Source organism: Desulfonatronum parangueonense (assembly GCF_054656975.1).
Genome location: NZ_BAAHXH010000003.1, coordinates 3,384,148 through 3,404,913 on the forward strand (window position 1 = coordinate 3,384,148; position 20,766 = coordinate 3,404,913).

The window sequence follows — 20,766 nt, forward strand, 5'->3', positions numbered from 1 at the left end:
GGCATTTCTGTCGTGTCAGCCAGGATGTTCGGCTTTCCAACCGACGGGAGCCGCCATGAACGTGATCCTCCGGTCGTCACGTGACGGGGCGATCGTCCGCGACCAACTCCTCCCCGTTTTCAGTTCCGTTGCTCCGCAAAATTGCACCGAACTCTGCTGCATTCTCGATCATGGGGCGTTGCCCGGCGTAGGCTCCATGCTGAGGAGTCCGGATGGCGCAGGAGGCTTCCAGGTGGTGGGCAAATTCTACTGGCCACGGGATTCCGCGACCCTTCCGAGCGCAGAGTGCTGCTGGGCGAAGGCACTGAATGATTTCAAAGCGGATTCCCTTGCGCAACCCTGGACGGTACAGAAGCCAGGCTACGCTCTGGCCTGGATTACCCTGAGCGACAAGGGCTATGCCGGCAAACGGGAAGATCAGGCCGGCCCCCTGATTGGCGAACTGATCGGCCGGGATCTTCCGGTGGTATTTGTGCAAGGGTATTTGATCCCGGATGATCCAAAGCGACTGCGCTCGCTCCTTGTGGGATTGGCCCTGGAACAGCAGTTCGACCTGATCCTGACCACCGGAGGGACCGGTGTCGGCCCTCGCGACTTCACTCCTGAAACGACCTTGTCGGTGATTGAAAAGCGGCTTCCGGGAATGGAAACCGCCATGCTCCAGGCGGCATTGCGCAAAACAGCTCACGCCGTCATCTCCAGGGCCGTTGTCGGCACACTCGGACAAAGCCTGATTATCAATTTGCCCGGTTCTCCCAAGGCGGTCCGCGAAAATCTCGAAGCGCTCCTGCCGGCTCTTTCTCACACTCTGGCCAAGCTCCAAGGCGATCCATCCGACTGCGCCCAAGTCTGCTGAAGGCGCTCGGACTTCCAAAAACGAGCATTATTCGCAAATCCCGATTGGCATCTACCATGTCCAGTGACCTGTTTCGAGCTGATCTGCACATCCATTCACGCCATTCTCGCGCCACCAGCCGGAACCTCTCGCCCCGCCTGCTCGCGGCCTGGGCTCGGGTCAAGGGGCTGGATGTGGTGGCCACCGGTGATTTCACCCATCCCGGATGGCTGTCGGAACTGGAAAACGATCTGGAAGAAGACGGATCAGGACTGCTGGCTCCCAGGCAGCCCATTGATGTCGCCGCTGAAATTCCCTGGCTGGAGGTCGATCCTCCACAATCTCGAGTCCGCTTCATCCTCTCCGCGGAAATCAGCACCATCTACAAGCGGGGAGACAAGGTTCGCAAGGTCCATCACCTGGTTTTTCTGCCCGGCCTGGAGCAGGTCCGGGCCCTGAACGCCAAGTTGGCCCAGATCGGCAATCTTGGATCGGACGGTCGACCTATTTTGGGACTCGACTCCCGCCATCTGCTGGAGATGGTCCTTGAAATCCATCCGCTGGCCTTTCTTGTTCCAGCTCATATCTGGACGCCCTGGTTTTCCCTGTTCGGCTCCAAATCCGGCTTCGACACCATTGAGGAATGTTACGGCGACCTGGCTTCGGAAATTTTTGCCCTGGAAACCGGACTTTCTTCGGACCCGGCGATGAACTGGCAATGGAGCGCCCTGGACCGATTCCGGATGATCTCCAACTCTGATGCCCACTCCGGGGAGAAGCTGGCCCGCGAAGCCAACCTGTTCAGTGGCGAGATAAGTTTTGAAGGAATCTATCGAGCCTTGCGCGGTGAAGACCATAGTCACAAGTTCTTGGGCACCATGGAATTCTTTCCCGAGGAAGGGAAGTATCACCTGGACGGCCATCGGAACTGCAATGTGGTGCTGGATCCCAAAGAGTCCAAAGCTCATCGGAACATTTGCCCGGTATGCGGGCAGCCGTTGACCCTGGGTGTACTGCACCGCGTACTCGAACTCGCCGATCGGGACTTGCCCCTGCAGCCGGATAATCAACCTGGTTTTCATTCCCTGGTGCCGCTCAACGAGTTGATTGCCGAGATCGTGGGCACGGGGCCGGCAACGAAACGGGTACGCAACGAGTATTCCAGACTGATCGCCTCCCATGGGTCGGAGCTGCACATTCTCAGTGCATTGCCGCTGGACCAGCTCAGTCGCAACAGGCCGGTCCTGGCCGAATCCATCAGCCGCATGCGCCAGGGAAAGGTCCTTCGTCAATCCGGTTTTGACGGAAACTACGGCAAGATCTCCATGTTCACGCCACAGGAACAACGTGAATTTCTTCGCGGCCGGTCCTTCTTCGTCCCTGAGCCGGCAGCGGCTGCATCTCCCGCGGCAGCGGCACAGGGCGCGGAACCATACTCGGTCACGGATACCAGGATTGCGGAACACCCGCTTCAAGACGCCGCGCCCGTCCTTGCGTTCAATCAAGAGCAGGAGCGGGCTCTTCGGGCCGGTCCGCATCCGGTTCTGGTACTTGCCGGACCGGGCACGGGAAAAACCAGAACATTGATGGGCAGAATCGCCCATCTCCTGCGCCAGGGAGTCCATCCCCGACGGATGCTGGTGGTCACGTTCACTCGCCGCGCCGCCCAGGAACTTCGCGAGCGACTGGTGCACATGCAGGGCGAAGCCGAGGCCATACCCCAGGCTGATACGCTGCATGCCATGGCTTATGAAACCTGGACCCGTGTTCAGGGCGAGGCTCCGGTCCTGCTCTCCGAAGACGCGGCCCGGCGCGTCTTTGCCGCGGCCAACCCAGAGTTGACTTCCGCTCAGCTGAAGCAGATGTGGGATGAACTTTCCCAGGCCAGGGAACGGCGAATCTTTTCCGAAAATACGATGGAATCCGCTGGTCGCTATGCGCGCCAAAAACAGGACTGGAACCTGGTTGATTATACCGATCTCCTGGAATTCTGGCTGGCTCATGCCGCGAATGATCAGGCTTCCAGCCCCTATACGCACATTCTGGTGGACGAGGTCCAGGATCTTTCACTCCTGCAATGGGAACTGCTGCAGCATTTGACCCCTGCCGACGGCGCCGGGTTCTGGGCCATCGGGGATCCTCGTCAATCCATATATGGGTTTCGGGGCGCCGTGCCGGATATTTCCGGAGCCATGCGCTCCAAATGGTCAAATCTGGAAATCATCCCCCTGAACGTCAACTACCGTTCCGCCTCCAATCTGACGCAACTCTGCCGCGGATTGTTTCCTGAAGAGCAGGCAATGCAATGCCATGAGCAATCAAGCGGGCGAATTGCGCTGTTTCAAGCATCCACCGAGATGCGGGAAGCGGCCTGGATTGCCGACCAGATCCGGGGACTGCTTGGCGGAACGGGACACTGGGAATCGGATCATGGGCGGCATGGCTGCATCAGCCCCGGCGACATCGCAATTCTGGTTCGGATGAAAACCCTGATTCCACCGATAATGCAAGCCTTGCAGCGGGCTGGGATACCTTGTTCAGCCCCGGAAGCAGAGCCCTTCTGGAAAGAACCCCGAATTGCGATGCTGCTCCAGGCGGCATCGGGAATCCTTGGGCTTGGCGCAGAGGAAGAAGGCGATCTGCAGTGTCCGCAACAGGTTGTCGTTCAAGGTCCTGTGGCTCTGGCGGCGCACCTTCAGGATGTGATGCCGTTTGATCGACTGTTCTGGCAAAGCAAGGAGTTCCTGGCCCTCAAGAAGGCCTATGCACGACATCAAGGCTGGGCGGGGTTGCTGACCTGGATCAATTTTCAATCGGAATTGGAACTTGTGCGAAGTCGCGCGGAAACAGTGCAGGTGATGACCCTGCATGCTTCCAAGGGCCTGGAGTTCGAGGCGATCTTTCTGTCGGGCCTGGAAGACGGTTTGCTGCCCATGATTGGCTTGGAACTGTTTGGAGGGTCAGACGGGAACACGGCCAATATGCTTGCCGGACGCTCGACGGACCTGGAAGAAGAGCGCAGGCTGTTTTACGTGGGATTGAGCAGGGCCAAAAGATGGTTGTTTCTCAGCCATGCCGGAAAACGTAATCTCTTTGGGCGAAGCCTGAGACTCAAGCCCTCCCGTTTTCTCGATAATTTACCGGAGCAAGGAATCCAGCGCAGTAAAACCGTGGAGCGGACAGTACGTCGTCAAAAGCGTATTTCCCTCCTTTCATGAAGAGAAACTACTCCCTTTCCTCATGGGACATGCCTGCAGATTTTCATTGCGAGGCATGAAGTGGTCCGGCTTGTCCGTGTGGTTGTGAGTCGCCACTGCGCACTCATTCTGATCTTCGCTCTTCCCGGGAATCGGGATCGGGATCGGTTGCGACATGAGAATGCCCCGTCAGATGGCTTCGCTTCCGATACCATCCCCAACTCCGACCCCGATTCCGATGCCAAACCCGGCAACAGCATTGTCTGCTGAATGGTTCGTTGTCCAAATGCTCAATATGCAATGCCTGAGAAGGATTGGATTTATCTCAACAACGTGTTGATTCTCTATTGTGAGAAAATCAGGTAAATGTCAGCATAGGGTCGATTGGGCAAAAAAAAGCAACCAAAACCCATGTCCGAACTGAGTGCAACAGGAAAGGAAGCGAAGAGGAAGTTTGATCTGTCAGAAAGATGCAGCTGGAACTAGAAAAAACGCAAGGCACGGTAGATGAGACGTTCGTAGATGGTACAGACCTTTTGAGCCGTGCAGGTGCCGACGCCGATCTCCCGCAACCTGCAGTAGACGTGCAAGGGGTTGAAATAATGTTGAAAAATGATACGAACTTTGCGCATTCCCGAATGGCCTTTCGTTTCAGTGACGAACTACATGTAGATTTTGATCTCTGTATACATCTGCAACGTATGTGCCATTTCTTGCTCATCAAAACTTGCGCAAGGAATCTATTGCTGTAAAATATTCCTTGTGTCAATCAGCCATACGCCATGACAGGTAAACAAACCGGCAGTTTTTGTGTCAGTTCGCTCATTTCTGAAAAGCAGGAACATCCTGCCATAATGCGAGCAATAATTGCCGCTCCGTCCTTTGTCTGGCCGGAGCACATCGCCGGCAACTGCCTTCGTCTCAGGAAAATTGTCGATGAAGTCGGCCTGCTTTTCCTGGAATCGCAAACCTGTCTGGCCTATACCGACCTCGACCTGCCGGAATTTCTTGGAAAGACGGGACTGCGGTTTCATATCCATTTGCCTTTGGACCTGCCATGGCACAACGGGCCGGATCATGTGTGGCACATTATTGGCGGTCTCATAAAGAAAGCGGAGTTTCTCAATCCCTGGGGGGCTGTTCTTCATCCCCCCTCCCTGGAGGGAATACAATCCCTGCAAAAGAATGTGCTCGAACCATTGGAGACTATTGCGAAGTATTGGCTGCAATCAGGGGCACAAGCGCGAAATCTGCTCTTGGAGAATATCAGGGAAAATGATTTGATCGTCTTGTGGCCATTGATTCAATCGTTCAAGCTGGGTATTTGTCTTGATTTGGGCCACCTGCTCGCCTATGGCCAAGAGACGCACAAAATTCCCGGAGTCTGGCCCCATGTGCGGATGCTTCATCTTTGTGCGCCAGGGCCACACGGAGAGCATCATTCGTTGCGAAAACTGGATGAACGTGGATTGACCCTCCTGCGGGAAATCCTGCGTCAGGTCCACCGGGACTGCGTATTGATGGTTGAAGTGTTCAACCCCAAAGACTTTATGGAATCACTCGACATCCTTCTAGCCTTGATAGGTCCCGCAAATGATCACCCTGATTCTTGGCGGTGAAAAATCCGGCAAATCCGGATGGGCACTGCACCATCTGCTGCAAGCCCCAGAGCCGCGCCTGTTTGTCGGTACGGCCAGAGCCCAGGACCTGGAAATGCGACGGCGCATCCGGGAGCATCGCCGTGATCGCCCCGCCCATTTGCCGGCCCGGGAGGCGGACATCGACCTGCCCGCCATCCTGGCGCAGGAAATTCCAAATCATGCGGCGATTCTGGTGGACAGCCTGGACTTCTGGCTTTTCTCCTGCATCCAGGCTGATCAGGAGGAGTCGCTTCGCGAAAGCCTGCTGGAGTGTCTGCGCGTTGCGACGTCCACCACGCATATAATCCTGGTCAGCTCCGAAATCGGTTTCGGACCGATTCAAACATCTCCGCAGACTCGGTCTTTTGTCCGTTCCTTGGGTCTGCTCAACCAGCAGGTGGCCGCTCTTGCGGACGAAGTCACGCTGATTGTGGCCGGGTTGCCGCTCTGGTTGAAGGGGAGGAATTGAAATGGGCTATTTTCGTTCACTGGAAGCCAAGCTGGAGGTGCTGAGCGGATTATGGCGCAAATCGGATCGCTGGCTGATCATGATGAACGCTGACCCCGACGCGCTGGCGTCAGCTCAGGCCCTGCGCCGGATCATGACCAGAAAAGTGGCTGCTGTGGACTGTGCCCAGGTGAACGAGATTTCGCGTCCCGACAATCTGACCATGATCAAGTCCCTGCGCATTCCGACGCAGCGCCTGACGCCGAACCTGGCCGCGCAATACGATCGGTTCGCCCTGGTGGATTCCCAGCCGCACCATCATCCGGCTTTCCGGGAGTATGCATTTTCCGTGGTCATCGATCATCACCCACTGGTTCCGGAAAATCCCGTGGAAGCGGAGTTCAAGGATATCCAGCCGGGTTACGGCGCCACCAGCACCATGCTCACGGAGTATCTTTACAACCTGAAGATCCGGCCCGGTGAACTGCTGGCTACGGCTTTGCTCTACGGCATCAAAACCGATACCCAAAGTTTTGAACGTTCGTTTTCCGATATCGACGTGCGTGCCTTTCGATACTTGAGCAAGTTCGGCAACCACAACCTGCTGCGCAAGATCACGCGCAGCGAGTTCCGGCTGGACTGGCTGAAATATTTTTCGCTGGCCTTTCGCAAGCTCAGGGTGAGCGGTCACTGCCTTCATGTGTTCATGGGCCGCCTGGATTCCCCGGACATTCTGGTCATACTTGGCGATTTTTTCCTGCGTCTCTACGGCATTTCCTGGACCGTGACCTGCGGCATCTGCGACAATACCATGATCCTGATTTTCCGTGGCGACGGACTGCACCGGGACATGGGCAAGCTGGCCGCCAAGCTCTTCGGTGACGTTGGCTCGGCCGGAGGACACGCAACCATGGCCCGGGCGGAAATCCCGCTGGAAAATATCGGGGATCAAGAGCCGGAGGATTTTATTCTGCACCGTTTGTGCCCCTCGAAGGTCCGCCCTGTTGCCGTTCCCGTCCAATCTTAGAGTACTTATGAGCTTGAAATCCAGACTCAACCTGAATGCGGATCCCATCTTCCTGATCGACGGAACGTCGTTTCTTTATCGGGCCTTCTACGCCTTTCCGGACCTGAAACGCTCGGATGGCTTCCCCACCAATGCCCTGTTCATTGTTTTGCGCCTGCTCTTGCGCTTGCAGCGAGAGGAAAACCCGGAGTACGCCGGGTTTTTCCTGGACGGAAGAGGGGCGACCTTTCGCCATGAACTCTTTACCCCCTACAAGGCGCAACGTCAGAGCACGCCGGAGGGGCTGGTGCAGCAGATCGAGCCTTTGGTGCAAGGCGTTCGTCTTTTTGGGTTGACGACACGGATATCCAATGGCGTCGAGGCGGACGATCTCATTGCCAGCCTCTGCTCCCGGTTCAAATCACAGCGCCCGGTGATTATTGTCGGCTCGGACAAGGATCTGCTGCAGTGTCTGGATACCAACGTTTTTCTCTGGGATCCAGGCTTGAAAAACGAGAAGCTGGTCACAAAGGAATCTTTTCGGCAAGAACACGGGCTCGATCCGGAACAGTGGCCGGATTTTCAGGCTCTGGTGGGCGACAGCAGCGACAATATCCCCGGTGTCCCCGGTGTCGGCCCCAAGACAGCCAAGACCCTGATGCAACGTTTTCCCTCGCTGGAAGCCTTGCGGGACAATTTTTCGGCCCTTTTGCCCAAGGAACAGAAGAAAATCGAGCCAAGCCTGGAAAATATCTTCACTTATCGGGAGTTGACCCGCCTGCGTACGGATCTGCAGCCGGAAGCCCGGATTTCCGAATACCTTTGCAAACCACGCAAAGGTGATGCGTTCAGGGATTTTCTGCGCACCTATGAGTTTCGTTCCCTGGAGCGGGAAGTTCTGGCCTTGACGCCTGAGCCGTCCGGCAGTGGCGATGTGCTTCGACCGAGAACGACAAAGCCTCTTCGACCGGCTGGCACTTCCAAGGCGGCGCAGTCCGTGGGATTGGCCATCCCCGAATCCCTTACGCAGCATGATGAGGCGCAAGGTCGTGCCGAGCAGTTGAAGGAACTGCCTGATCTTGCCGGGAAAACCATCAGCATTTTTCGAATTCCCGATGGGTGGGGCCTTGGGATGGATGGCCGCGAACTGCTCTGGACCGGTCCAATGGATGCCTTGATTGCCGCGGCGAAGGGCTCGGATCTGGTTGCGGCGCATTCCTGGAAGGATCTGCTGGCCGCAGAGCCTGCCTGGGCAGGCATTGACATGGACCGCCGGTTTGACGTCAGCCTGGCGGCCTATCTGCTTCAGCCTGAGGAACGGGACTATGGATTGACTGCTCTGGCACGCAGATATCAGCATGAACTTGCCGAGGGAGCCTCGCCGGCCAACCCTGCTCAACTGGTTCTGCAACTGGCCGTCATCCTGCGGCGCAGCACGGCGCAGGCCGGATTCAGTGAGCTTGTCGCCTCGCTGGAAATGCCGCTGATCCCGGTATTGGTGGACATGGAACGCAACGGCGTACTGCTGGATCAAAAAGCTTTGAGCGCTTTTCTTGATGAGGTTCAAGAAACCCTGGCCCGGCTTTCCTGTTCCATTTGCGAGAAGGCCGGAACGAAATTCAATCTGCGCTCCAGCCAGCAACTGGCGGAAGTCCTTTTCCAGCGTCTGGGTCTGAAAACCGGACGCAAGACACCCGGCGGAAGCCGTTCCACCAGCGTTGAGATTCTTGAAAAACTGGCCGGAGAGCATCCCATCGTTCCTGAAATCCTGGAGTATCGGAAACTGGAAAAACTGCGTTCCACCTATCTTGAGCCCCTTCCCAGGTTGATGGATCGCCAAGGCCGGGTGCATACCACCTTCAACCAGTTGGCCGTGGCCACGGGACGGTTGTCCAGCAGCAATCCCAATCTTCAGAACATTCCTATTCGCGGGCCGCTGGGCGTGAGGATGCGTTCCTGTTTCACCGCGCCGGAAGGGCATCAGCTGATCAGCGCGGACTATTCCCAGATTGAACTGCGGGTGCTGGCCCATCTTTCCGAAGACCCTCATCTGCGGGACCTGTTCACCAGGGGAGTTGACGTTCATGCCGGTACGGCGGCCATTCTTTTCGTGAAGGATCCGGAGCAGGTTACAGCGGATGAACGTCGCAAGGCCAAGACCATCAATTTCGGGCTGCTCTACGGCATGGGCCCCCAGAAACTCGGCCGGGACCTGGGTATCGGTCTTCAGAAAGCGAAGGAATTCATTGCGTTGTATTTCATGCGGCTGCAGAAGGTTCGCGACTTCTACGAACATATCGTGGCCCAGGCCAAGGAACAGGGCGCGGTATTCACCCTGGCCGGACGGCGCAGGATGCTCCCGGACATCAATTCCCGCAACGACAACATGGCCCAAACTGCTCGCCGGATGGCCATCAATACCGTGGTCCAGGGCTCGGCGGCGGACATCATCAAAATGGCCATGATCCGCGTGCATCACGATGAAATCCTGCGTGATCTAGGCGCCAGAATGGTTTTGCAGGTCCATGACGAACTTCTTTTGGAGGTTCCCACGGCAAGTTGCCGGGAAGCCGGAGCCCGGATCGCCGACCTGATGGCCACAGTGGTCAATCTGGATGTCCCCCTGATCGTGGACTGGGGATACGGACCCAACTGGGCCACGGGGCATGGCTGAATAGATCCTGGCTGACATAATTGCAGCCGGACCAGCTTCTGTGCTGGCATCAGGATCGGCAGCTCAGATATCAATAATGAAGGAAAAAGAACAACATGCGCAATAAACTTCGTCTCCTCACTCCCGGTCCGACCCCCTTGCCCGAAGAGGTGCGGTTGGCCCTGGCCCAGGATATGGTTCATCATCGCAAGGCGGGTTTCAAGGAAGTCTTGCACCGCGTTCAGGAAGGCTTACAGTGGCTGTTCGGCACGCGTCAGCCGGTCCTGCCGCTGACCTGTTCCGGTAGCGGGGCCATGAACGCGGCATTGTGGAATCTCTTTGCTCCGGGTGAACGGGTGCTGGTGGTCGATGCCGGAAAATTCGGCCAACGCTGGGCGGATATCGCCCAGTCCCGCGGTCTGGAAGTGTCGGTAATCCGTCTGCCATGGGGAGCAGCGGTTTCACCGGAACAAATCCGTGAAGAACTTGAGAATGACGCATCCATTCGAGGCGTGTTGGTCCAGGCTTCGGAAACGTCCACCGGCGTGCTCCACCCGATCCGGGAAATCGCGGAAATCACAAAGGCGCGGGAAACGCTGCTGGTGGTGGACGGTATTTCCGCGGTGGCCATTTCTCCTTGTCCCATGGACGACTGGGGGGTGGACTGCCTGCTGACCGGCTCCCAGAAAGGGTTGATGCTGCCGCCTGGACTGGCCTTCATCGCCTTGAGCCGGCGGGCCTGGGACGTAGTGGAACGCCATCCCAGCGCCGTGAGCTATTTTGATCTGCTCCGGGAGCGGGAGAACTGCAGGAAGAATCAGACCCTGTTCACTCCAGCCATCAATCTGCTCAATGGTCTGGATGTTTCCCTGCAACTGTTCCGGCAACAAGGCCTGGAGGAAGTCTTTCGCAAGCAATGGGCCATGACCTCTATGACCCGTGCCGGCGTTCAGGCCTTGGGGCTGGATCTGCTGGTCAAAGAAAATTATACATGGGGATTGACCAGCATTCTGCTGCCGCAGGGCATGGACGGCCAACGCTTGCTGGAGATTGCCGCCCAGGATTACGGCGTGGTCATGGCAGGCGGACAGGATCATCTCAAAGGGCGAATTGTTCGGCTTGGCCATATGGGGCATGTGGATTACGCGGATATTCTGGCCGGCATCTACGCTTTGCGCCAATCCTTCAAGGCCTGCGGTGGACATTCCGGGAGCAGGGATTATTTGGAAATCAGCCTGGCCGCGTACCAGCAGGCGCTTGATCCACGGAACATGATCGGGTGACCGCTCGTCGCGGTGCAGTTGCGTGACGTATTCGCAATGGCACAAAGCCACTATCTGCGCAAAAAGCCATCTATTGCATTGGGTTTACCTGGAGTGTCAGCATGAACTGGTACGTTCCATGCTTGTTCTCCGGGAGAAGGCAGGCGCAACAGCGCTGAGAATATTCAAGAAGGAAGGTGTGTGATGACCGGAGACGCTAGAATTACTGACCGCCGCATTGATCATGGAACCGTCGGCACGGAACAGGGGCCGTCCGTTATGGAACAAGCCCAGGCGGATCATCAAGCTCAACGGGGGGCATTCCAGGAATGCTTCATGCCCCATGTCTGTTTTTCCACGTTCGTACTCTCCTTGAGTTCCTCCGCCCTGGTTCACCTGGGGGAGGTTCCGGATCCGGACAATGGAAATACAGCGGTCAATATTTCCCTGGCCAAACACACCATCGATATCCTGGCCATGCTTGAGGAAAAGACCAAAGGCAATCTCGATTTTGAAGAATCCAAGCTGCTCAAGGACATGCTTTTCGAATTGCGCATGCATTTCGTTCGCAAGTCGTCCTGACAACCAACACCCTCCAGAAGGAAACCAATGCAACGCATTCCCGTCGGACTTGTAGGCGTGGCCGGTTATACCGGCATGGAACTGTGCCGGTTGCTGGCCGCACATCCGGAGATGGAACTGGTCCGGGCCACCAGTCGGACCGAGGCAGGCAAGAAGTTGGGGCAAATCCTGCCCCATCTGCACGGAACCGGGCTGGCGGAACTTGTGGTTACCGCGCCGGATACGCAGGACCTGGCTCAGACCTGCAAGCTTGTTTTTCTGGCCGTACCCCATGGAACGGCCATGGATCTGGCCGCGGACCTGGTGCAGAGAGATGTTCGGGTCGTGGATCTGAGCGCGGATTTTCGCCTTCGCGATCCAGGGACGTATTCTCAGTGGTACAACCTGGACCACCGCCATGCCGCCTTGCTGGAACATGCCGTGTACGGCTTGCCGGAACTTTACGGCAAGGAGATCGCCGCAGCCAATCTCGTGGCCAATCCCGGTTGCTATCCCACCAGCGTGCTGCTGGCCTTGGCGCCGGCTTTGCGCCACGGGCTGGTGGACCCCGAGGATATCCTCGTGGACAGCAAGTCCGGAGCCACCGGCGCGGGGCGCAAGCCATCCACGGCGACCCTTTTTTGCGAAGTGCAGGATAATTTCCGGGCCTACAGCCTCGGGAAACACCGTCACACTCCCGAAATGGAACAGGAAATCGGCGTGTTGTCAGGCAAGCAGGTTCAGCTTTCCTTCACTCCCCATCTGCTGCCCATCGGCAGGGGAATTCTTTCCACAATCTACGCACGGCTGACAAGCTCTCCTTCCACTGAAGATGTGCATGCACTCTACCAGGATTTTTATGCCCAGACGCCCCTCGATGTCCGCTGGGTGCGCATCCAGACGCCGGGCGTCTGGCCGGAAACGCGATTCGTCCGCGGAACCATGTACTGTGATCTGGGCCTGCTGGTGGATCAACGCACCAAACGCCTGCTCATCGTCAGCACCATCGACAACCTCTGCCGCGGCGCCTCCGGCCAGGCTCTGGCCAATGCCAATCTGATGCTCGGGCTGGCCCCGGATCAGGGGCTGCCTGTCGCGCCCCTGGTGCCGTAGAGGCTTTCCCTCGCCGTCCGGCGTTCCAGATAAATACTTGCCCTCACAAAAGTGACTCCCTTGCTCTCCGTGTTTCCGCTGCTTTCCCTGACCCTGGGGCTGCTGCTGGGAAGTTTTTACAATGTCTGCGTTCACCGGTATCTGACAGGACAGTCCGTGATCCTCCCGGCATCGCACTGTCCCAAGTGCAGGCATGGGCTGTCCTGGTGGGAGAACATCCCTCTGTTCAGCTTTCTTTTGCTACGGGGACGTTGCCGCTCCTGCGGCGAGGGCATTTCCTGGCGCTATCCACTGGTCGAGGCGGTTTCCGGGCTGTGGGCCCTGCTTTTGGCCTTGCAGTTCGGTTTCGGCTGGGCATGGCTCGTGTACATGGCGGCAGGCGGACTGCTGATCATCATGAGCTTTATCGACTTTCAGGAGTACATCCTGCCGGACGTCTTCACCTTCCCCGGAGCGCTGCTCGCGTTTGGTGGCTCGTTTCTCCTGGCGGACGTGTCCTGGCAGGATTCCCTGCTGGGCGCCCTGTTCGGCGCCGGAGCGTTCTGGCTGCTGCAGAAAGGGTATTATCTACTGCGGGGAGTGGAAGGACTGGGCACGGGAGACATCAAGCTGATGCTCATGCTCGGAGCCCTGGTGGGCTGGCAGGGGTTGCCGATGATGATTTTTCTGGCCGCATTCACCGCACTGGCTGCAAGCTTGGGGTATATGGCAAAAAATGCCCATCAAGGCATGCAGACCAGGATTCCCTTTGGCCCGTTTCTCAGCCTGGGCGCAATGCTGCAAATCCTTTACGGTCAACAACTCATGGTGCTTTGGATGCCCCTGGGTTGATCCGGCTTGACCAGCAGCAGTAATATTGGCAATTTAATTGCAAAGCGGATAGCAGCCGGATTTCACCGTCACCAGGAGTATGCCAATGAAAATCAATCCCGAACAAATTTCGGCTCTCAAGGCAGATGCGGAACGGGATGCCCGCAAGGTGAACAAGAATGGCGAACGCTTTGAAGATCTTCTCTTCCGTGCTTCGAGAAGCGGAGCATCGCCTCAGGATTCCCCGTCTTCCGCCGTGTCGCAGCCGTCAGGCCCCATGTCCCCAATGCACCTCACGCCGACGCAAATGCTGTTTCCTGTTGAAAATGCGCCGGCATTCCAGAGCAAAGCCATGGACACCTTCGACAATCTGCTTTCAAGGTGGGAAAATTATGCCCACCAGTTGTCCGCTGATCCTCAAGGGCTGCGGAACGCCAACGGCATTCTTGAAGAGATTTCCGAGGAGATTGGAACCTTGAAAGCCAACTGGCCACAGCAGGGATCAGCACAGCCTCTGGGACCGGAGTTGCGGGGCATGCTTGACGAACTGGAAGTCATGGCGGTCACCGAGAGAATCAAGTTCAATCGCGGGGACTATCTGTAGCGCCGAGTTTACTCCAATTTCCGCTGTTCGTCTCATGGAACCTGATCATTCGCCGGCTGAAGTTCGAATTCGGCCAAAGGCTGATAGCATGGACCGACCGGAGTCAGCCGGCTTTGCCATAGCACGACCCTATCCATCCTGATTTCCGGCCAGGAGACTCCCTGCAACTCCGACAGCAGGCTTGCCCATGGGTCATCCAGGGCTTGCCTGATGCGGGCCACGGTCAGATGGGGCTGAAAGGGGCGGCTTTCAGGGACAAAGCCCTGGGTGGCGCATCTTCGATTGGTTTCAGCAGCCAGATCCTGGACGGCGATCATTCCTTGCCCCACGCCCACCCATACGACACGGGGGCGTCGCCGGTCCGGAAAAAAACCTCCTCCCTGTCCCTGCAAGGTGAAGGACTCGCCCAGGGGAGCCTGAAAAGATCCCAACAGGGATTCCAGCTTTTCAGGGGAAACTTCCCCCAGAAATTTCAACGTCAAATGCCAATTGTCCGGCCTGGTCCAGGATATTTTGGAACGCAGCCCCGGTTTCAAGTTGCGGATGAGCGCCTCCAGGGCTTCCTGGTATGGCGCCGGCAGAGGCAATCCGAAAAAACAGCGCACTATCCTTCCTTGGTCAGCTGATCCAGAATCAGGGCGAAAAACAAGCCATTCGGGCCGGCAAAAAACCATCCCAGATGATTGCGACAACGATTGCAAAGGGCAATTTGCCAAGTACATTCGGAAAACCAGGAAAACTCCGCGCTGCTTGGGCCCAGGGGAGTCGCTCCGGGGGCCTGCCCAAAGCAGCCGACCTCAAAGACATGGCCATGGGGATTGAAAAAGACGTGATCGTGACGCCCGTTCACTGAAATGCGGTTCTCATCCTTCGTGACCACCAATCCGCAGTTGCGACAGCGCAGTGCCCGTTCATCGTCCGTTCTCGATTCATCGATTGCTTTTTCGCCCAGATCCTGATCGGAACCATTGCCCTGATCCAGACGCAACAACATTGCCGGCAGTACGGTATATCCCGTTGCCGGTTTCCAGACGTCGCGTCCGGTAGAGCCATCGAAAGGAGTTGAGAGCGTCATCAAGTTTCCTGCCCATCCTGAGTCAGTCAGGGTCAGCTCACGGTAAGACATTTCGCGCTTTGCCCTTTGTTTTTCAATCGGCCAGAGTAACTTTATTCAGAGCACGATCTGTCTGCGCTCTTCGTAACTGCTCAAAAACTTGTGGCAATTAACGGATAAATCCTGGGAGCGCCGCACCCCAGTGCGGCAACGGTGTAATGCACTAAGGCAAATTTCCGGCTGGAGCATGGCCTCCGTAGACTTGGTCACGAAACTCCGCATCAATGTGAATCCTTGCACAGGAAACCCCGTCGCCCGATCTTTTTGAGCAGTTACCGCTCTTCCTCTCAGGTAATCGGAATCGGAATCGGTTTCGAAAGCATTGGGAATGCCTCACATGGATTCACTTCCGATACCGACCCCGATACCGATTCCGACCCCGATTCTGAAGCCAAACTCTGCAACTGCATTTCACTGAGTAATTACCGTCATCACAATTTAGAATCTCCCAGACATGTTCATTTCGGCAGAGATGGGCTGGGTCGTTATCGGCTAGGGTGTTGAGGCTCCCATTTCAGTCCTCCATGGTCAAAAAATCAACCATGATGATCTTCAGGCCGAAGCCGGGGAAGTTGATGCGGTAGCGGTTGGGGGGGAGGAACTCGACGATTTTGCCGCGACCGAAGATCTTGTGACGGCAATGGCCGAAGGTGTTTTTTCTGTGCGAGGCGGCGACGGGAGGTGAGGGGGGAACCGAGCGAGACGGCGTGCCGGGCCTGTCGCTGGACTGCCGCGGCTTCCGCGACTCCCGCGCCGGGAGCGGTGTGCGCGGCTTGACCTGGCCGAGGTAGTTTTCCCGCAATTCCTCATAGCAGGACAGTTGCAGTTCGCTGACAAAGAGGCTGGGCTGGGCCGGCTCACTGCCGCCCATGAACCGGTTGTAGACCGAGGAAGGGACGAACAGACCAAGGTAGTCCCTGGCCCGGGTACAGGCCACGTAGAGCAGGCGACGCTCTTCTTCCAGATCGTCGCTGTTCTCCATGGCATGGCGGGAGGGGAATCGTCCGTTGACCAAGTCAATGACCAGGACGGCGGACCACTCCAGGCCTTTGGCCGAGTGCACGGTGGACAGGACCACGTGGTCCTCGACGTCGCAATCCTCTTCCCGGCCCTCCTCCGGGCTTTCCAGGGTCAGTTCGGCCAAAAAGGCGTCCAGGTCATGAAATCCGGAGGCTATCTGGAGCAGTTGATCCAGTCCGGCCTGGCGGCGGGGATAATCGTCCGGATAGCGATCCTGGAAGAGCGGCGCGTAGAACTCCAGAATGCGCTGCAAGGCAGCGGTGGGAGCGGGCTTCTCCTGGCGCAGGGCATTGATCAGACCGAAGGCCGCGGCCACGTCCGGGAATTTCTTGGCGGTCCGGGCGATCTGGTTCTGCTCCCCTTCCAGCAGGGCCTGGCAAAAGCTGTTGCAGGTCTTGGGCCCCATGCCTTTGACGTGGGCCACTGCCCGTTGCCAGGCCGGCAGGTCGGCCGGATTCACGATCAGCCGCAGGTAGGCCAGCACGTCCTTGACATGCGCGGCATCGGTGAACTTCAGGCCGCCGTACTTGCGAAAGCGCAGGCCGATCTTGTTCAGGAGCATTTCCACGGGATAGGACTGGTATCCGGCCCGGAAAAGCACGGCAATGTCCCGCAAGCGGCAATGCTGGGAAAGCTCCAGGATTTTATCCACCACCACCTTGGCCTGGGTCTGGTCGCTGACCGTGTTGATCAGTTGGGGCTTGTGGCCTTCCGTCCGGCGGGAGAAAAGATTCTTGTCGAACTTCGTGGTCGCGTTCCGCAGCAAGGCGTTGGTCAATTCCAGGATGGGCTGGGCGGAGCGGTAGTTTTCTTCCAGCCGGACGATGGTCGTGTTCGGGAAGGTTTCCGGAAAGGCCAGGATGTTGCGAACTTCGGCCCCGCGAAAGGCATAGATGGACTGGGCATCGTCGCCCACGGCCATCACTCCCCGGCCGTCGCCGGCCACCTGCCGGACCAGTCGAGCCTGCACCTTATTCGTGTCCTGGAATTCGTCCACCATCACGTGGTTGTGGCGTATGCGCAAGAATTCCGCCAGGTCTTCTCGCTCCAGAAGCAAACGTTCCAGATTGAACAGCAGGTCGTCGTAATCCATCAATCCGTGCCGCAGCTTGAATTCCGCATAGGTATGGGCGATGCGGATCATGTCCTCGGCGTAATGCAGCATGTGCGGGGATTCGCGCTCCAGAAGCATCGCCAGGTCGATTTCCTTGTTCCGGGATTTGCTGATCAGGCCCAGAATGGTCTTCTTTTTCGGGAACGCCTTGTCTCCCTTGCCCACTCCCAGTTCAGCGCGAACCTGTCCCAGGATTTCGCCCATGTCTGGGCCGTCCATGATCGTGAACCGGTCCGGATACCCCAGCACCGGGGCATAACGTCGCAGGATCGAGCCGGCAAAGGAATGGAATGTGCCGCCGGCCACACCGCCAAGTTCCTGGCCGATCAGATTGGAGGCCCGAAAAAGCATTTCCTGGGCTGCCTTACGGGTGAAGGTGAGCAGCAGGATGTTTTCCGGAGCAACGCCGTTCTGGACAAGATAGGCCAGGCGGTAGGCAATGGTGCGCGTTTTGCCGCTGCCGGCCCCGGCAATGACCAGAAGCGGTCCATGGGGGGCACGAACTGCCTGCCACTGGGCGGGATTGAGTTGTTTTTCAAAATCAATGGACATCAAGTTTATTGAGCAGTTAGAATGACCGAATCCAAGGCGTTGAAATGTTCCAGCACGGTTCGGCCCACATCCCGAACCCTCTGGGGTCGCGTTCCTTTGGAATCATAAAAGAAGGCATCATCCCGGGTATGGCAGCCCTGACGATCGGCCCGGCCGAATATGGCGGTCTGGTCGAACTTGGCCCGCAATGAAAAGCCCTTGCGGGGCACGCAGACCAGGTCCGGGATGGCGGGGTCGTGGGTCGCCAAGGCGGAGGGGAAAGATTTCTCCCGCAGGTCGGGATACAGCTCTTCCGCCCGCAGGACCTCGGCGATGACCGGCTCCCCATGCCATTGCAGGTCAAGAAGGCCGGCGCGGACGGATTCACGCAGTCCCGGCGCTTCAGCAGGGGAAACACGTCCCCGGCTGAAGCGGGGAGTATGCAGATAAATTCGGCTCGGGTCCAGGGCAAAGGCCCGACTCCGGGGACTGATGTTCGAGCAGTCCAGTTCGTGATCCGGCGGTGCGTCCAGGGTGAGGTATCCCTGTTGGCGCAGCCAGGCATTGAGATCAACTTCGACGGTCAGGCTCGTAAAGCCGTGATCGGCCAGGGCAATGAGTCGTTTCGGTTCTGGAAGACGGTCAAACCGATCCAGCACGTGACCGATCAGGTCGTCCCAACGACGCATGAAGGCCAGGCATGCATCCCGCTGGGGATGACCGAGATCTTCCAAGGCCGGAAAGAGGAAATGGCCAAGGCGATCCGTTTCCGTCAGAACGAATACAAACAGATCCCAGGCCAGATCCGGCCAGAGCAGGTCCAGGGCCGCCCTGCGTCCACGAAGGGCAGCGTCCAGCATTGTCAGCAGATATTGCGGGTCTTTGCCCCCGCGGCTTGTGTCGGCCTCCAGCATATAGCCCACCGCGCGGAGCTGGTGGGCCAGAAACGGAGGAAACGCCGCCCGGCTCATTTCATGGGCCACGAATCCTGCCACCAGCATGCCTTTGAGGGGTTTGACCGGATAGGTATTGGGCAGGTTGACCACTCGACTGGTCAGGCCACGGTCGCCCAGCCGGTCGAAAATCGTTCTGACGCGGATCTGGGTGAAGTCGGCAAAGCGCAAGGCGTAACTGTGCGGGTCGAGGCTGGTGAAGCCGTAAATCCCATGCTCCTCCGGTCCGGCAGCGGTGAAAAACGAGGTCCAGTTCACGGGTGACAACTCCGGAAGCTCTGCCTGGAAGGAACGGGCTTCGGTCGTCAAGGCGATCCGCGCCAGATTGGGCAGGCGCCCTTCTCGGCATAACCGGATAGCCGTGCTGAAGGGCAAACCATCCAGTCCGAGCACGAGCAGCCTGGTGCGTTGCGGGAGATGGGACATGATTATTATGGTTGCGGCGATAAAAAAACCGCAACCTATGCGAGTTGCTCATCCCCCGCAAGGCACGAGGGGTCATATCGCGACCCCCATTCTTTGTCGAAATCGCAATCGCAATCGCAATCGAAATCGATCTTAATTTCATCCTGAAAGGTAACTACTCAGCTTGGGCGGGAAAAGGTAGTTTTTCAAGAACTTGTGGCAATCTCTTGGATTCCCGCCTTCGCGGGAATGACTTGTTTTTTTCAATGACATCTCCGATCAGTCATACCCGCGAAGGCGGGTATCCAGTCCGTTTTTACCCGGATAAGCTGAACATTTACAAATGAACAGAATCCAGAACGATCTGTCGAGTGAGGGGGGAAGATATTTTTTCGATTTCGATTTCGATTTCGATTTGGATTTGGATTTGGATTTGGATTAGGTATGGCTTGCTATTTTTTTCTTGCGAACTTGGCGGCGGTTATGATTTTGCTGTGGCTCGTAGCGAAGGAAAATATTTTTTTCCTGTTGCGAAGATTTTATTGACAACATGGTCGGGTTTTGACTATACACCAAATCCTTCAGGGCGGGATGGGCGGATAGCTCAGCTGGGAGAGCATCGGCCTTACAAGCCGAGGGTCACAGGTTCGATCCCTGTTCCGCCCACCATTACCATGCGGGGCCGTAGTTAAGCTGGTTATAACGCCGGCCTGTCACGTCGGAGGGCGCGGGTTCAAGTCCCGTCGGCCCCGCCAGATTTCAAGTTCCTCTTCGAGAGGACTTATTTAAAGGCCGGAAGCTTGCTTCCGGCCTTTTTATGTTTAGATTTTATCTGTCCCAGATTCCGGCAACTCCCGTCGCTACGGGCCGAGCTGCACTTCTGCCACTTGTGCCTTTTTTGATTTTCAAGTAGCCGGAAATGAGGACGGAAGATCATCGTGCGTTTGTTTTCCGATCTTCTTGGCTTTTTGGCATGTTGGAAAGGACATTACCTGAATTGGCCCGAATTCGGGCGACCGGCCTCAGTAGAAAGCGGTCAAACGTTAACTGGAGATTCTCGCATGGAAAACAAACTGTACGTTGGCAACCTTTCCTATTCAGTCACCGAAGATGCCCTGCACTCACTTTTCGCGGAAGCAGGCGCGGTGCAGTCAGTCGCCTTGATCAAAGACCGCGACACAGGCCGCTCCAAAGGTTTTGCGTTTGTCGAGATGAACTCGACGGATGATGCGCAAAAGGCCATTGAGCAATTTCACGGCAAAGATTTCGAGGGCCGTCCACTGACGGTGAACATCGCCCGACCCCGTGAAGATCGTCCTCGCGGTGGCGGTGATCGGTATGAAGGTGGAGGAAGAGGAGGCCGCTCCGGTGGCGGTCGTTCTGGTGGCGGTGGCGGTGGAAGACAGCGCGGCTGGTAGTACTGCCCGAAACGGAATTTGATTCACGAACCGGCCGGACTTGTGACAAGTCCGGCCGGTTTTTTTATGCAACTGGTCCAGG

General features: G+C 57.2%; 17 protein-coding genes and 2 tRNA genes. 14 read left to right on the forward strand and 5 right to left on the reverse strand.

Annotation, left to right across the window (positions count from 1 at the left end; translation table 11 throughout):
• Positions 1–55 precede the first annotated feature (55 nt).
• Both ACYQ15_RS15235 and ACYQ15_RS15240 read left to right on the forward strand, forming a co-directional pair.
• Positions 56–856: a MogA/MoaB family molybdenum cofactor biosynthesis protein gene (locus tag ACYQ15_RS15235; RefSeq protein ID WP_459938358.1), complete on the forward strand. Its 801-nt coding sequence runs from the start codon at positions 56–58 to the stop codon at positions 854–856.
• A 56-nt stretch (positions 857–912) separates the two neighbouring features.
• On the forward strand, positions 913–4,053 hold the full coding sequence (locus ACYQ15_RS15240) for a UvrD-helicase domain-containing protein (RefSeq protein ID WP_459938359.1): 3,141 nt from the start codon (positions 913–915) through the stop codon (positions 4,051–4,053).
• A gap of 461 nt (positions 4,054–4,514) precedes the next feature.
• Here the strand turns inward: ACYQ15_RS15240 and ACYQ15_RS15245 are convergent, their stop codons facing one another.
• Positions 4,515–4,664 (reverse strand): hypothetical protein, encoded by a 150-nt coding sequence (locus ACYQ15_RS15245; protein ID WP_459938360.1) that lies wholly within the window; start codon positions 4,662–4,664, stop codon positions 4,515–4,517.
• Between the two features lie 222 nt (positions 4,665–4,886).
• Between ACYQ15_RS15245 and cbiR the strand changes: the two genes are divergently transcribed.
• The 9 genes from cbiR to ACYQ15_RS15290 all read left to right on the forward strand — a co-directional run bounded on the left by cbiR (position 4,887) and on the right by ACYQ15_RS15290 (position 14,129).
• A complete protein-coding gene (cbiR, locus tag ACYQ15_RS15250) occupies positions 4,887–5,651 on the forward strand; it encodes a cobamide remodeling phosphodiesterase CbiR (RefSeq protein ID WP_459938361.1) in 765 nt (254 codons plus the stop codon).
• Positions 5,626–6,141: a bifunctional adenosylcobinamide kinase/adenosylcobinamide-phosphate guanylyltransferase gene (locus ACYQ15_RS15255; RefSeq protein WP_459938362.1), complete on the forward strand. Its 516-nt coding sequence runs from the start codon at positions 5,626–5,628 to the stop codon at positions 6,139–6,141. Before cbiR ends, ACYQ15_RS15255 begins: the two co-directional genes overlap by 26 nt.
• Before the next feature lies 1 nt (position 6,142).
• Positions 6,143–7,147, forward strand: coding sequence for a DHH family phosphoesterase (locus ACYQ15_RS15260; protein WP_459938363.1), 1,005 nt, complete (start codon positions 6,143–6,145; stop codon positions 7,145–7,147).
• Between the two features lie 7 nt (positions 7,148–7,154).
• Positions 7,155–9,800, forward strand: a complete 2,646-nt coding sequence (gene polA / locus ACYQ15_RS15265) for a DNA polymerase I (protein ID WP_459938364.1) — start codon at positions 7,155–7,157, stop codon at positions 9,798–9,800.
• Between the two features lie 95 nt (positions 9,801–9,895).
• Positions 9,896–11,062 carry a pyridoxal-phosphate-dependent aminotransferase family protein gene (locus ACYQ15_RS15270; RefSeq protein ID WP_459938365.1) on the forward strand — a complete coding sequence of 389 codons (1,167 nt, stop codon included), beginning with the start codon at positions 9,896–9,898 and terminating at the stop codon, positions 11,060–11,062.
• Between the two features lie 258 nt (positions 11,063–11,320).
• Complete coding sequence (locus tag ACYQ15_RS15275) at positions 11,321–11,623, forward strand: DUF1844 domain-containing protein (RefSeq protein ID WP_459939600.1); 303 nt, start codon at positions 11,321–11,323, stop codon at positions 11,621–11,623.
• A gap of 27 nt (positions 11,624–11,650) precedes the next feature.
• Positions 11,651–12,715: an N-acetyl-gamma-glutamyl-phosphate reductase gene (gene argC / locus ACYQ15_RS15280; protein ID WP_459938366.1), complete on the forward strand. Its 1,065-nt coding sequence runs from the start codon at positions 11,651–11,653 to the stop codon at positions 12,713–12,715.
• 69 nt (positions 12,716–12,784) lie between these two features.
• Positions 12,785–13,546, forward strand: a complete 762-nt coding sequence (locus tag ACYQ15_RS15285; protein ID WP_459939601.1) for a prepilin peptidase — start codon at positions 12,785–12,787, stop codon at positions 13,544–13,546.
• A gap of 85 nt (positions 13,547–13,631) precedes the next feature.
• Entirely contained in the window at positions 13,632–14,129 is a 498-nt protein-coding gene (locus tag ACYQ15_RS15290) for a hypothetical protein (protein ID WP_459938367.1), read from the forward strand.
• 32 nt (positions 14,130–14,161) lie between these two features.
• Here ACYQ15_RS15290 and thpR read toward each other — a convergent pair whose 3' ends face one another.
• The 4 genes from thpR to ACYQ15_RS15310 all read right to left on the reverse strand — a co-directional run bounded on the left by thpR (position 14,162) and on the right by ACYQ15_RS15310 (position 19,287).
• Positions 14,162–14,734, reverse strand: a complete 573-nt coding sequence (thpR, locus tag ACYQ15_RS15295; protein ID WP_459938368.1) for an RNA 2',3'-cyclic phosphodiesterase — start codon at positions 14,732–14,734, stop codon at positions 14,162–14,164.
• Positions 14,734–15,204, reverse strand: coding sequence for a cereblon family protein (locus tag ACYQ15_RS15300; protein ID WP_459938369.1), 471 nt, complete (start codon positions 15,202–15,204; stop codon positions 14,734–14,736). Before ACYQ15_RS15300 ends, thpR begins: the two co-directional genes overlap by 1 nt.
• Before the next feature lie 553 nt (positions 15,205–15,757).
• The gene (locus tag ACYQ15_RS15305) at positions 15,758–17,929 is read right to left on the reverse strand and encodes an ATP-dependent helicase (protein WP_459938370.1); all 2,172 of its coding nucleotides are present in this window, start codon (positions 17,927–17,929) and stop codon (positions 15,758–15,760) included.
• Between the two features lie 5 nt (positions 17,930–17,934).
• A complete protein-coding gene (locus ACYQ15_RS15310; protein ID WP_459938371.1) occupies positions 17,935–19,287 on the reverse strand; it encodes an alkaline phosphatase family protein in 1,353 nt (450 codons plus the stop codon).
• 572 nt (positions 19,288–19,859) lie between these two features.
• Here ACYQ15_RS15310 and ACYQ15_RS15315 point away from each other — a divergent pair.
• The 3 genes from ACYQ15_RS15315 to ACYQ15_RS15325 all read left to right on the forward strand — a co-directional run bounded on the left by ACYQ15_RS15315 (position 19,860) and on the right by ACYQ15_RS15325 (position 20,684).
• Positions 19,860–19,935: transfer RNA gene (locus ACYQ15_RS15315), tRNA-Val, on the forward strand.
• Positions 19,936–19,944: 9 nt separating this feature from the next.
• Positions 19,945–20,021: transfer RNA gene (locus ACYQ15_RS15320), tRNA-Asp, on the forward strand.
• A 306-nt stretch (positions 20,022–20,327) separates the two neighbouring features.
• Positions 20,328–20,684 carry an RNA-binding regulator gene (locus ACYQ15_RS15325; RefSeq protein WP_459938372.1) on the forward strand — a complete coding sequence of 119 codons (357 nt, stop codon included), beginning with the start codon at positions 20,328–20,330 and terminating at the stop codon, positions 20,682–20,684.
• Positions 20,685–20,766: the final 82 nt, after the last annotated feature.